This window comes from Gilvimarinus sp. F26214L, from assembly GCF_054401055.1.
The window spans coordinates 240405-253650 of sequence record NZ_JBTIYG010000005.1; the positions used below are offsets into that span (position 1 = coordinate 240405).

A 13246-nucleotide genomic window follows, 5' to 3' on the forward strand; every position below is an offset into this window, starting at 1 on the left:
CCTCGCACCTCGCAAACCCGGGCTACCGATCACCGAATAAAACCTATTGGGGCATTCACATGAACCGCATTTACCGCATCGTATATAACCGCACCCTCGGGCTCTGGCAGACCACTTCGGAAGCGGCCCGCGCCCGTGGCAAGTCTGCCGGCGGCGCCTCTTGCGGCGCGCTCCGGGGCCGGACGCTGGCCGGGACAATCGCCCTGACCCTGACAGCAGGACCCTGGGCGGATGAGGTCGTCGAAGACGATGTCGGAGCTGCGCGATGCGCAGTTCGGGGTCCCTTACCGGTGGTAGCATGTTTACCGGGAGTCGTTGTCGAGGCGGATACCTGACTTCCCCGGTGCAAGTATTCCGTTGGGATCGAGGGCCTGTTTCAGGGTTTGGTGCACCGAGCGCTGGACCGAGCCGTAGGTCGCCGCCACCTGGTCCATGAACGCAGGGCTGGTGCGGTAGATGCCGTAACCCTGTTTCGCGAAGGTCTCGACCAGTTCAGCGAAGCACTTGTGGGCGGCCTCCATCTGTTGCGGGTTGGTGCGGTCGTAAAGAACGTCCAGGATGTGGTGCATGTCGCGCATCCCCACGATGAACTCGCCGTTGTAATCCAATCCGTACTTCGCCAGGATGCGCTTGGCCATGGACATCTGGTTCAGGGTTTCACTTCCCCGGGCCTGGGCGACCGGCGCAAACCACATTGACCCGCCGCCCCCGCGCCAGTTGTACAGTCCGAATTCCCGCATATCCATACCACCGCGCATCAATACCGCGCGGTACCCGAACACCGGGTGATCGCCCGCGTTCTCCTCGGTAATGAATGTTGCCTTGCCGGATTTTCCGAAGGCGTCGCTGATGATTTTCCAGTTCACATCCACCTGTTCCCGCGTACCGTAGAGCGCTCCGTACACGTTCCAGATACCCAGCCCGTGATCCTCGGCGAGTTGCTTTACGGCTTCATCGCTGATGGAGCCGTCATCGTCCACATAATCCGCCCGGCTGGCGACCAGAGGCGCTTCGTACAATGCATGGGCAATTACCACGGCGTTCGGGATGGTGCCGCTGATCCGCAAAGGCCGGATGGTTTCAACAATCTCTACTACATCCTCCTCGTCCTGGTACTGGATCAGGAAGGGTTTGTACACCGGGGGCGCAGGCTGGAGCCAGAAGCCGAACTTGGTAACAACCCCATAGTTGGACTGCGTAAAGATGCCATCCAGATAGGGGCCGTAACCCCATTTGAATACCTGCCAGGTGTTGGAGTTGGGCAGCCCTCCCATGCCCGTACGCAACACATCACCGTTCGCCAGCACCACTTCCATACCGCAGGCATTCATGAAGTGTTCGCCGTAAGGTGTGTAACCGACGCCGCGATCAAGGGTGTTGCCCGTGGGTCCGGCAATCGCCGAGGGCGCGGGAACCGACAGCCAGAGTCCCAGGTCGTTGGCCTCGATATGGTCGTACAGTTGCTGGTAGGTGACCCCGGGTTCCACCAGCGCGTAGCAAAGCTCCCCGTCCACTTCGAGAATGCGGTTCATGCGCCCCAGGTCCAATACCACCTGCCCCAGCTCGCCCGGCGCGGCTGATCCATAACCGAGGTTTTTACCGGTGGAAATGGTCCACACTGGAATACGATATTGATTACAAACTCGCAGGATGCCCTGGACTTCTTCCACTTTGGTGGCGAGCAATGCCGCTGATGGCAGGTGTTCTTCCCGAGGCACCGGCATCATGACTTTCGAATAGGGTGCGAGCCGGGCTGCACTTGTGAGCACCGAGTCCGCGGGCAGTATTTTCCTGAATTCAGCGACAGCCTTGGTGAACTCCTCTTCGGAAACACCCTTGGGCAATGCGATGAACGGCTCGGCCATCCGGCTTCTCCCTGTCAGGTTTCAAAGATGATTGAGCTGATCTGCCGCACTGGTGGCGGCTCCCTCCCCGATGCCTCTATTACTCGTCTCAGAAAAAAACGCTCCTTTGCGGCAGAGGCCGGTGTCGTTCGGGCCGCAGCGCCCATTAGTGCGTAGCCCAGAATATTCAGGCTGTTGGAGAACACCGGGCGGATTGGCCGAGGCCCATGAGCGACGCGGTACGAACGAGTCCGGCTCCCTTTGATTCCGGGCAAGAGATTCAGGGCCGACGACAAGGTGATATCGGCTCCGTGGAGTTCGAGGTCTCCGGATTGCCAGCAGGTATAACCCGGCACCGGCACCGGCGAACCGGGTAAGTACTGGACAAAACGTTCGCTGACAAGCAGCTCGGCGGCGGGATCGGAGTGTTCGGCCAGAATACGCGCCGGACTGCAACGGGATGTGGCGGCAAGCCACTGGTGTCGGTCCGCAGCGGCCCCGAGAACGTGCTCCCCGCGAGCCAGCATTCTCCCGCCGATACTGCGCAGGCATGCCTGGAATACCTCGACATCCGCGGGGCTCGAAACCAGGGTCCAGCGTTCGCCGGAAGACGCGCTGTGGCGTTTGCAGAAGGCGGCAAGCTCACCCAGGGAAGGCAGAGGCTGTAGTCGCAGCTGCGGAACAGCCGCTCGCGCGCCTTCAATGATCCCCCTGCCGCCGCCGGTATCCGCCAGCCACTGGGGGAGTAGCAATCCGTACTCCCCAGAACGTTGGTACTCACCCTGGGACCGGGCCAACACAACGGGCATGTGAGCCGCCAGCCCCAGGACGGCACTGCTCGCAGTCATGCCTTTTAGAAAGTTGCGACGATCCATTCCATGGGTCCCTGTATTTCAGGCGGTGTCTGTCAGGCGGTCGCTGGCCGCATCAACTTACTATCAGTTCTCGGCAATGTATTCGGTCAGTTCGGACAGAACCTGGTCGTTGATTTCCGCCGCCCGAAACGCCGGCATGGCGCGGTTGCCGTTGCGTACAAAAAACTCGACGACGGAGGGCTCCAGTTCACGCCCCAGCAAAGCGGGAGCGACCGCGGTTTCGTGGCAGTAACGGCAAACTTTTTCGTAGGCTTCGCGACCTTCGGAAAATCGCGCCGTGTCCGACTCCGCGGCACTTGCAGCCTGCCCGAATACGGAAAAGCCCGGCAGCAACAGAGCCGCCCAGAGAGCCGCGCTCATCGCCGCGGTGCGAGGTCGCTTGCTGTGAACTTCAATAGTCATAGAACGTCCTTGTAATCGTGCGCCCCGTGCTACTGTTCAATGCGGATGACCGGCTTGATGGTTTCGCCCCTCGCGCTGTCCTCCGCTGCCTGATTGATTTGATCAAAGGGATAGATGCGGATCAGTTTGTCGAAGGGGAACCGGCCTTGCATATATAAGTCGATCAGGCGAGGAATGAACACATCCGCGACGCTGTCGCCTTCGACGATGCCCCGCAGTCGTTTGCATTTCTGCATGAAGTCCGTCACGTCCAGTTCAAGCAGCGTCCCCGGTGCGGAGGCGCCGACAATGCCGCAAAGGCCCCGCGGACGCAGTGCATCCACCGCCCCCCGAATGACCTGCACGATGCCGGTGGCGTCCAGCGCGTAGTCCAGCCCTTTGCCGGTTATCTTTCGAATCGCGGCCACCGGATCTTCGTCGCGACTATTGATCACGTGAGTCGCCCCCAGCTCCTCGGCCATCTCCAGACGCGAAGGCACCACGTCTACAGCGATGATGGTGGTTGCTCCCGCCACCTTCGCAGCCATCACTGCGCTGAGTCCGACGGCGCCGGCGCCGAAGGCGCCAAAGCTGGTTCCCGCTTGCACCCCCAGGGCATTCAGCACGGCTCCTGCGCCCGTTTGAATTCCGCAGCCCAATGGCCCCAACAGCTCCAGGGGTGCATCGGCACGTACGGGAACCGTGTTGCGCGCATCGGCAACGGCGTAGCGGGCAAAAGACGACTGGCCAAAAAATCGATCGTTAAGGTCCGCACCGCTTGCGTCGCACAGCGCGTGGCTACCATCTTCGCGGGCACCGGAAAAATTGCAATCGTTGAAGTTTTCGCAACTGGCTGGCGCCCCTTCCAGGCAGGACCGGCAGTGACCACAGGGCAGGAAGCTCAGCACCACGTGGTCGCCAACCTTCACCTTCCGGACCTGATCACCCACCGCCTCTACAACTCCGGCCCCTTCATGGCCCAACACGATCGGGTGGGGCACCGGGAACACCTGATCCCGGGCAACCATATCGGTGTGACACATGCCGGTGGCCACAACGCGCACCAGCACCTCACCGGGGCGGAGCTCCTTGTGGGTGATCTGTTCCAGCTCCATGGGTCCGCCCTTCTGGCGCACCACCGCCGCCTGAAAGGGTGTGCCGGGGGAAATCGCCATGCTGCCTCCTTGCTGTTTACTTCGGACGCTCTTTCTTCGGGCGCTCAAGGCTGGTTACTTCGCGCGCTAGGGGCTGCTTACTTCGTCCGCTCAGGGCTGTCTATTCCGTTCGCTCAGGGCTTCTATTCCGTTCGCTCAGGGCTGTCTATTCCGCGCGCTCAGGGCTGTCTATTCCGTTCGCTCAGGGCTGTTTATCCTCCCGCCCAGGGTCCGCTGATCTGATCGGCGTGGGTCGGGTAGGGACGGGGTCCGTGCTGCACCGTCACCCATTGGTCAGTGGTGAAGGCATCGATGGCCCACCTGCCGTTAAAGCGCCCCACTCCAGAGTTTTTCTCGCCGCCGAAGGGGCTGAACGGCAGATCGTTGACCGGCTGATCGTTCACGTGAGCCATACCGGCTTGCAGCTTTTGCGCGAACCGCACACCGCGTTCCACGTCCCTGGTAAAAACACAGCTCGACAGACCGTACTCGGTGTCATTGGCCAGCGCGAGAGCATCTTCCTCACTGCTCGCACGCATCAACAAGGCGATGGGGCCGAACAGCTCTTGCTGCGCCACCGGCATTTCGGCAGTGACTTCCGAGAACACCTGGGGCGGCAGCAACAGATCTTGCGCATCCCCTCCCGCAACTTCGCGGGCACCGCTTTGCTTCAGAGATTCGATGTGCTTTTGCAGAGTCTGCAACTGGGACTCATTGATGATCGGGCCGATCAGCGTGTCCGGTTCGTTCGGGTCACCGACCTTCAGATGGCGCACCCGCTCAGCAAGTCGCTCAACAAATTCGTCATAGACTTTGCTGTGTACAACAAAGCGGTTGGTGATCATGCAGATTTGCCCCTGGTGCAGATATTTGCCAAACACCGCCGCCTCTACAGCCAGGTCCAGATCCGCATCCTCCAGCACCACAAACGGACTGTTTCCACCGAGTTCCAGTTCGACTTTTTTGAGAATGGGAGAATCCGCAATCAGGCGAAAAAGATTGCGTCCCACCGGGGTGGAGCCGGTGAAGGAGATAACCCGGGGAACCGGATGCCCCACAAACGGATCGCCGATTTCGCTTCCGGCACCGATCACAACGTTGAGAACGCCAGCGGGCAGGCCGGCCTCTTCGTAGATTTTTGCCAGGAGCGTGCCGCCGGTGACCGGTGTGTCACTGGCCGGCTTGAGAACAACCGCATTGCCCACGGCCAGCGCCGAAGCAACCGAGCGATTGCTGAGCTGCATGGGCCAGTTCCACGGGCTGATAACACCTACCACGCCCACAGGTTTGCGGTAGACGCGGCTTTCCTTGCCCGGTACATCCGCGGGGATGATGTGACCTTCCACCAGATAGGGGAAGCTCGCGGCCTCAAGCATAACCGCATGAACGGTCTCCCACTCGAGTGTGGCTTTGAGACGAGTACTGCCTGACTCCCTGATGAGCCAGCCGATTATTTCCTCCCGCCGGGCCTCCATGATCAATGCCGCTCGCCGCATGACCTCCGCCCGCTCCCCCGGAAGCGCCGCCGCCCAGTCCGCCTGGGCTTCCCGCGCCGCCTGATAAGCCGCGTCCAGGTCGTCGCGGTTGGCGTTCGGAATTTCCACCAGAACCTCATTGGTGTAGGGGTTCCGGTTTTTGGTAAGGCGTTGGCTGTTTCCGGAGCGCCATTCGCCGCCAATGAATTGACAGGAGAAGTCTCCGTACTCGGCAAGTTTGGCAAGTTGCGCATAGGATATGTAAGTCATGGTGAGCTCCACCCCGCGCTCGCGGCTGCCCGTGTAAATTCCATGCCGAGACTGGCCGCGATACCACCCTTCTCGAGCTGCGGGCATTTCAGAACCCGTTGAGTACGAGAAGCCGATTACCGGCACAACCTCCCAGCATCAAGTTCCCGGCAGGAAATAAAGCCGTAGCATGGCCATAGCATGAAACAAGCCAAATGCCGTGTCCCGGGAGCTGGGCGGCCGTAAACTCCGCATGCACCTCTCCACGGCTGTGGCAGAGGTCGGAATGCACCAATCTCCAAGTATTCAAGTTGAAAATGCATTTCCGTGAAAAAGATCAAACCGCTGGGGTGGCAGCTTCACCTCCGGGAGAAAACCCACGTTCTCTGCCCTCCAATAACGCAAGTAATCGCCACCTCCAGTTGACACTGTTCAGGGACAGCTTATTCTCTGGGGCCGTTTAAGTTGTTGTGCGCGCCAGGGAAAGCCGTTTTACCCGGACTTGCCATGCCACTTCCCATAGCTCTTTCCGGAGTCTCACCGACTCAGCAGATCCATCGCCCGCTTTGTGACACGGACGACTCTGAGCGGCCGAATGGCGTCCCGCCTCGCGGGCAACTGAACCGTTTTGCGCCCAGCCATTCTCAATCAGTCGCGTCGTGCATTCTGCGCGGGCCCGAAGCTCCAGCGCTCAAGCTGAACCTCACCATCCGCACAGTGTCGGAAATGGACGCCGCGGACGTGTCGGAACTCAATCTGTCGCCTTATCCGGAATCTCATCGCGAGAAGCACCACTTTTGGGACGGCTGCCACCCATCCGAGCGCGGCGTTAACGGCAAACTGGTATGGACGCCCTGATGATGCAGTACTGGAAGTGGATACACCGCGCGCCGAACATCGCCTGCGGAAGGCACCTGATCGTCCGACTGTTGCTGGCTGCGCTGATTATCGTCAGTGGATCTGCCGCCGCAGCGGAAATGGAAGCATCAGAAGACCAGGTCAAAGCGGCAATGGTTTACAAAATCCTGAGTTATACCAGCTGGCCCCCGACCACACTGGGCGATGGTCAGTCCCCCTATCATATTTGGGTGCTTAACGCCGAAGAGGTCGCCGACGAGTTGCAAGCGATTGCTGAATCACCTCGATCGGGTGAACGTCCGATAAGGATTCATCGCGCCAGATCTCCGGCTCAGATCAACGACCCCCATGTGATTTACGTTGGACATGGCTCGGAAGAACACCTGCCGGCGGTGCGACAGTTGGTTCAACAGTATCCGTTGTTGATCATTACGGAAAGTCCGCGCGGTCTCGGGCGCGGGAGCATGATCAACTTGCGGGTGGTGGAAGGTCGTATCGGATTTGATGTTTCGCTTACACAGGCTCGGGAATCCAGCCTGGACATCAGTTCGCGCATTCTGCCTCTCGCCCTCACCGTGGACCAATAGATCGTCAAATGCTGAGTCGGATTAAACATTCCATCTCCAACAAGATCATGCTGGTGGTGATCGCCACCACGCTGACTGCCTTGTTGGTCTATGCCGCGGCCATGCTCGCGTTCGAGATCAGGGGCTTCCACGACGGAGTGGTTCGCGACCTCAACACCCAGGCATCTTTAATCGCGGAGGTGAGCGTACCCGCCCTGGAATTCGCAGACCCGATGGCCGCCCGGGAAAATCTCTACCTGCTGCGCAACCGCCCCGGCATCCTTCGTGCCGCCATTCTTGATGCCGACGGTCAGCGGTTTGCTCAGTACGTGGGGCAGGATGAGGACGGTTACTGGCCCGACGTACCCCTGCGACCCGCCCGGTATTTCGTCGAAGGCGGGCGCATTCACCTCTGGCGGCCCATCGGCAGGGACGGTAACGTTCTGGGCACCGTTTACATTGCCGCGCAGTACGACATCATCGATCGCATCGACGAGGCCATTCTGGTTTTGGCCGGGGTACTGGCGGCCAGTCTGGGGCTCGCCCTCATCATCGCCGGCTGGCTGCGCCAGGCGGTTACCAGACCTATTTATTCAGTGACCAGTGTCGCGCGGCAGGTTATGCGCAGCCGCGACTTCTCGCTGCGGGCACAGCGCTCCAGTGAAGACGAAATCGGTGTGTTGGTGGATGCCTTCAACGACATGCTGAGCGAGGTGGAACGGCGCGCTCGAGCCCTGGAGGAGTCCAATCGCAATCTGGAACGGGAAATGAGTGAGCGGCAAGCGGCGGAAAACGCCTTGCGCCAGGCGGACCGGCGCAAGGACGAATTCCTGGCCACTCTGGCTCACGAGCTGCGCAACCCCCTGGCTCCCATGATGAACGGCCTGCGCATTCTCGAAATGGACACTCAGGATCCGGCCAAGCAGGAGGAAGCCCGGGCCGTTCTCGACCGGCAACTGAAAAAAATGGTGCGCCTTGTGGACGACCTGCTCGATGTGTCCCGAATCAGTACCGGCAAACTGCAAATAGCCCCCGAGGTGGTGGAAGCGCAAAGTGTGGTGCGTGACGCAGTGGAAACCTCACGCGACGAGATTGACGGGGCCGGCCACGCCTTGACTGTGGAGCTGCCGGCCGAACCATTGTATGTGCGGGCTGATCCGCTGCGCCTGGCGCAGGTGTTTTCGAATCTGTTGAACAACGCGGCGAAGTACACCGAGCCCGGCGGCCACATTCACCTGATGGCGCAACAGGACGGTGAGCAGGTCTCATTCAGTGTGAGCGACACCGGAATCGGAATCGCGGCAGACCGCCTGGATGATGTATTTGACATGTTCACCCAGGTGGACCAATCACTGGAACGCAGTTACCAGGGCCTGGGTGTCGGTCTGGCACTCTCCCGGCGGTTGGTGGAACTACATGGGGGCGAGCTGCAAGTGGCCAGCGAAGGTCCGGGGCGAGGCAGCACTTTTACGGTGCGCCTGGATCGGGTCGAGGCCCCGGCGGCGCCATTGCAGTCCGAAGCGGCGCCGGCCCCCCAAAGCCGCGGGCGACGCATCCTGCTGGTGGACGACAATGTGGACTTCGTTGACACCATGGCCGCACTGCTCGCAGATCTGGGGCACGAGGTCCTGGTACTGCACGACGCCCGGGCGGCGCTCGAAAAGGCGCCCCGGTTTGCCCCAGAGTTCGCCTTTCTGGACATCGGAATGCCCGGCATGAGCGGCTACGATCTGGCACACCAGCTGCGGCGTTTGCCCGAAATGGAATCCTGCATTTTGATTGCGGCGACCGGCTGGGGACAGAGCAAGGATCTGGAGCGCTCCAGAAAAGCGGGCTTCGACCATCATCTGGTCAAGCCCGTGGAACTTGCCGACGTGCTTGCCATCATCGAAGGCGCCGCCTGCACCTTGTAGTGCGACCTTTGGAAACGGCCGTGGATCTTCCCTACTCCTCAGCGACGAAGCCCTCTCCCACATTCAAGTGGAAGTAGGGCCGCGGGCCGGGTTTGGTCAACAACAAAGGGAACTCCAATTCCCGAATGAGCTGCCGAAGCAATGCCCCATGTCCGTCCGTGAGCGTCCCGTGCCAGCCCGTAACCAATAGATCCGCGTTACTCTCTCTGGCCATTCGAAACAGCTCCTGTTTGATGTCGCCGTGGCACAAACGAACACCGGCGACCACGCTTCGAAAATCTTCAGGGCTGCACTGAGCCGCGCGACTGAGCATTTCTTCCAGGCGACCGGCGTACTCGTAGTATAGGGAGTCCGGGTACATGACTTCGGCCTCGAAGCCATGCTGACTGTTCGCGGACCTTTGCACATGGGCGACGCACAAGCGCATGTCCAGGAGCTTTGCGGCACGAATCGCCAGACACAACACCGCATCCGTCTCCGGCTCACCGCTTACGGGAACCAGCGCCGAGCGCATGGGCAGATGGGTTCGGAACCTGGGAGGTGCGAGCAGCACAGGTACCGTACTTTGCTCCAGCAGGTAGCGCGCCACGTGCCCCATTTCCCGGGGCGCAGTGCCGAGGGGACGGCCGCCGGTGCCTGCGCCGCAGGCGGAAATAACCAACAGATCCACCCGGAGGGCCGCTATGGCCTCAAGGATTGCCTCCTCCGCGAAGGAACTCTGCTGGTGCAATATAACGGCGTCCCGACACTCCGCGGGAACGCGCAAACGCTGCAACGCTTCGTCCGCCGGCAGGCTTTCGTCGCCGGCGCTCAGAATATGGAGTCGCGCTCCCGTTTTTTCCGCGAGCCACAACGCCGTTTGCAATGGCTTTACCGCACTCTCCGAGCCATCCAGCGGGAGAAGAATGGACGAAAAAAGCCCCGACATTGCACGTTCGCCGTTCATGGTTCCACCCCCACCGGATACAGCCGCCCCCGCCAGTTGATCTGCATCGAAACCGCCCGCCAGTGGTTCGGCAGGCGATTCTGATTGGGGGCCGTCGCCGGACCATCCCGCTCGAAACGCAGGCCGAGAAACCCGAATACCAGAGCCTGCCAGCAACCGCCCATGGCGGCCGGGTGCACTCCAAGCACGCTGTTGTGCATGACGTTGTGCAGATCCAGCCAGAGGCACTGGTGCCAGTAGTGCTCAGCGTCTTCACGCAAACCGAGTCGCGCGGCGATGGCGGCGTGGACCGCTGGAGAAAGACTGCTGCCGTGGTCGGTGATGGGTTCGTAGTAGCGGTAGTTGGCAGCCACCACAGAGCGCGGAAAAAGGTCGGGGAACAGATGAAGAAGCATCAGCACGTCCGCCTGCTTCACCAGTTTGAGACGGTTGATCCGCTCGGCCTCGAAGAGCCGGCTCACCGGCGCCTTGAAGCGCTCGTGAGCCGGCAAAGGATAATCCTCCAGTTCGAAAAACCCTTCGAATTGCTCAATGACGCCATCGGCATTCGGGCGTGGCAAAAACAGGTTGTCGGCAACCTCCCGCCATAGTTCAAACTCGTCGTCTGACACACCGATCCGCTCCCTCAGGGCGCCGCTGGCAGCCGGGTCCCTGCGCTCCAATTCCGCGAAGCCTTCGAGCGCGTTGCGCAGATTGAAATGGGCCATCCAGTTGGTATAGGCATTGTCGTTGACTGTGTGGTGGTACTCGTCCGGTCCGGTGACAGCGCGGATGTGAAAGGACTCTTCCCGGTCGACGCGGCTGCACCAGAAGCGCGCGCATTCCGCCAGAATCTCCAGGCCCTGTTCGAACATGAAGCTCTCGTCGACCGTCGCTTCCCAGTATTGCCAGACGGCATGGGCGACCGCCGCGGTTACATGGATCTGCTCCTTGCCGGTGTAGATGGGAATTTCCTTGCCCGTGGTCTTCAGCAGGATCAGTTTGGGCGTTTCATCGCTGCCATCCACCGTCGACTCCCAGGCGTAGCAGGCGCCCCGGAATCCAAACTCCCGCGCCCGGCGGCGGGCACCGTCGAGGGTCGTGTAGCGGTAGGACAAAAGACTGCGCGCCAGGGCCGGCCGCGTAAAGAGATAGAACGGGAACATGAATACTTCCAGATCCCAGAACACGTGACCTTCGTAAGCCCGCCCTGTCAGGGCGCGAGCCCCTACGGAAATGTGCGACGCCTCGGCGGCCGCGGAATTCAGGTGATACAGCTGGAAACGCAGGGCCTGCTCAGTGGCGGGGTTCCCTTTGATACGGATATCCGAAACATTCCAGACCTCGTCCCAGGCCCGCCGGTGGTCTTCAAGCGCGCGATCAAAGCTTGCCCAGCTCTCGCCCTTGATCCGGTCCAGTGCCGCTTCGCGCGGATGGTCGCAGTCACGGCTGGAGTAGACCGCGACCAATCGACGCAGCCTTACGGCCCGCCCGATTTCCATCTCCAGCCTCAAGTCGGTATCCATTGGGCACCCGCCTTCCTCCAGCATGAGCAACGCGATGCAAACCTCGAAATCGGAGCCCGTCACCCGGTAATGCTGGACTTCGATCCCGTCCTCTACGCTGTAGTGCAATTCGCTCAGATTGGAGTGGTCCTCCTGCCAGCGCGGGTCGCGGCTCGCCACCTGGACGCTGAGATCCGCCGAATTGTTGTCCGCGCAGACTTCGATCTCCTGCAGCAGCAGGTGGGGATCGGCCAGTGAAGCCACCCGCGCGGTGTCGAGCCGGCTCGATTCCCCCGCCGGGGTCGCAAACCCCACATGGTTGCTGACCACGGCTTCCCGGAGGGCCAGGGTGCGCCGGTAGCTTCGCCAGTTGCTTTCCCTGAGCTCCACGGGAACATCGTCGATCCGCAGGTGGAGCCGAAACGGCGAGGGAAAGTGAACAAGCTCGGCGTAGGGATTATCCCGCCCGTTGGTAACGAATTCGGTTTCCGAATAGGGGACGTGCTCCACTTTGCGACCGTAGATGCCGGCCACAAACAGATCGTCCTGGGAATTGGGCAAGGGGGTATCCGGCGCGCCGCGGACGCCAAGGCGGCCGTTGGCCACCGTGAATATGCTTTCCAGCTCCCGCTCCTGCACGGGATCGAAACCAGTCTGGCGAATGTGCCAGGAATGAGCGTCGAGCCGGCGCTCGACGTGGGCGTCCAGCTCTTCGGGGCTCAGCTCCTCCAGGTCACCCACCACCAGGTCGGCGCCATGCCGCACGAGCGCTTCGCGATTCCCGCCCCGATCCACGCCCAGAGTAAAGGCGAAGCGACCCGCCTCGCCGGCCGCAATCCCGGAGCTGGCATCTTCAACCACCACACTCCGTGCCGGGCTGCTGCCCACGCGGCGGGCACATTCCACAAACATGGCCGGGTCCGGCTTGCCCCGCAAGTCAAGGTCCGCAATATCGTTGCCGTCCAGCGCAGCGTCGAACAACTCTTCAATGGCGGCTTTTTTCAACAGTTCGCGCCCGTGTCGGCTCGAGGTTACCAAACCGGTTCGGATGCCGGCGCTACGCAATGCCCGGATGAAGTCGATGGTGCCCGGAAACAGCCCCACCCCGCGCTGCTCCACCTGTTCGCTGAACAACTCATCCTTGCGTTTCGCCATGGCCGCGACTGTCTCCGCCTCCGGCGGGTCCGCCGGGCTCCCTTCCGGGAGTTCGATGCCGCGGGACGCAAGGAAACTGCGCAGCCCCGCTTCGCGCGGCTTGCCGTCAACGTAGTTGCGATAGTCGGAGTCAATGTCGAACAGGCGCGGCGAATCGTTCTCGCCGGCGTGGTGCTGGAGGAAATCGTCGAACAAAGCCTTCCAGGCAGCTGCGTGCAGGTCAGCTGTTCGGGTGACGACACCGTCCATGTCGAAAAGAACGGCATCGTAAGTGGCGATGGCGCGGCTTGAGGTTTCCACAGAGACGTTAAGGCTTTTTGCAAATGAGTTGCAGAGCCTGCAAATC

Annotated in this window: 11 protein-coding genes; 4 read left to right on the top strand and 7 right to left on the bottom strand. The window is 61.0% G+C overall.

Annotated elements, in window-relative coordinates; genetic code table 11:
* The first annotated feature begins 59 nt into the window (after positions 1-59).
* Positions 60-335, top strand: coding sequence for an ESPR domain-containing protein (locus ACURWW_RS07825; RefSeq protein ID WP_445616245.1), 276 nt, complete (start codon positions 60-62; stop codon positions 333-335).
* Here the strand turns inward: ACURWW_RS07825 and ACURWW_RS07830 are convergent.
* The 5 genes from ACURWW_RS07830 to ACURWW_RS07850 form a co-directional block, all read right to left on the bottom strand.
* The gene (locus ACURWW_RS07830; RefSeq protein WP_445616246.1) at positions 303-1865 is read right to left on the bottom strand and encodes an FAD-binding oxidoreductase; all 1563 of its coding nucleotides are present in this window, start codon (positions 1863-1865) and stop codon (positions 303-305) included. The genes ACURWW_RS07825 and ACURWW_RS07830 overlap by 33 nt on opposite strands.
* Before the next feature lie 14 nt (positions 1866-1879).
* Positions 1880-2719: a twin-arginine translocation signal domain-containing protein gene (locus ACURWW_RS07835; RefSeq protein ID WP_445616247.1), complete on the bottom strand. Its 840-nt coding sequence runs from the start codon at positions 2717-2719 to the stop codon at positions 1880-1882.
* 63 nt (positions 2720-2782) lie between these two features.
* Positions 2783-3121, bottom strand: coding sequence for a c-type cytochrome (locus tag ACURWW_RS07840; protein WP_445616248.1), 339 nt, complete (start codon positions 3119-3121; stop codon positions 2783-2785).
* 29 nt (positions 3122-3150) lie between these two features.
* The gene (locus ACURWW_RS07845) at positions 3151-4275 is read right to left on the bottom strand and encodes an NAD(P)-dependent alcohol dehydrogenase (protein ID WP_445616249.1); all 1125 of its coding nucleotides are present in this window, start codon (positions 4273-4275) and stop codon (positions 3151-3153) included.
* A gap of 191 nt (positions 4276-4466) precedes the next feature.
* A complete protein-coding gene (locus ACURWW_RS07850; RefSeq protein ID WP_445616250.1) occupies positions 4467-5999 on the bottom strand; it encodes an aldehyde dehydrogenase family protein in 1533 nt (510 codons plus the stop codon).
* 486 nt (positions 6000-6485) lie between these two features.
* On the opposite strand from ACURWW_RS07850, the gene ACURWW_RS07855 reads away from it, so the two are divergent.
* From ACURWW_RS07855 to ACURWW_RS07865, 3 genes are read left to right on the top strand one after another with little or no spacing between them, the layout of a single operon-like run.
* The gene (locus ACURWW_RS07855) at positions 6486-6836 is read left to right on the top strand and encodes a hypothetical protein (protein ID WP_445616251.1); all 351 of its coding nucleotides are present in this window, start codon (positions 6486-6488) and stop codon (positions 6834-6836) included.
* Positions 6836-7423: a YfiR family protein gene (locus ACURWW_RS07860; protein ID WP_445616252.1), complete on the top strand. Its 588-nt coding sequence runs from the start codon at positions 6836-6838 to the stop codon at positions 7421-7423. Before ACURWW_RS07855 ends, ACURWW_RS07860 begins: the two co-directional genes overlap by 1 nt.
* A gap of 8 nt (positions 7424-7431) precedes the next feature.
* Entirely contained in the window at positions 7432-9315 is a 1884-nt protein-coding gene (locus tag ACURWW_RS07865) for an ATP-binding protein (RefSeq protein ID WP_445616253.1), read from the top strand.
* A gap of 31 nt (positions 9316-9346) precedes the next feature.
* Here ACURWW_RS07865 and ACURWW_RS07870 read toward each other — a convergent pair whose 3' ends face one another.
* Together ACURWW_RS07870 and ACURWW_RS07875 are read right to left on the bottom strand one after the other, a co-directional pair.
* A complete protein-coding gene (locus tag ACURWW_RS07870; RefSeq protein ID WP_445616254.1) occupies positions 9347-10261 on the bottom strand; it encodes a universal stress protein in 915 nt (304 codons plus the stop codon).
* Positions 10258-13200 carry an HAD-IA family hydrolase gene (locus tag ACURWW_RS07875; RefSeq protein WP_445616255.1) on the bottom strand — a complete coding sequence of 981 codons (2943 nt, stop codon included), beginning with the start codon at positions 13198-13200 and terminating at the stop codon, positions 10258-10260. The genes ACURWW_RS07870 and ACURWW_RS07875 overlap by 4 nt, the downstream gene beginning before the upstream one ends.
* Positions 13201-13246: the final 46 nt, after the last annotated feature.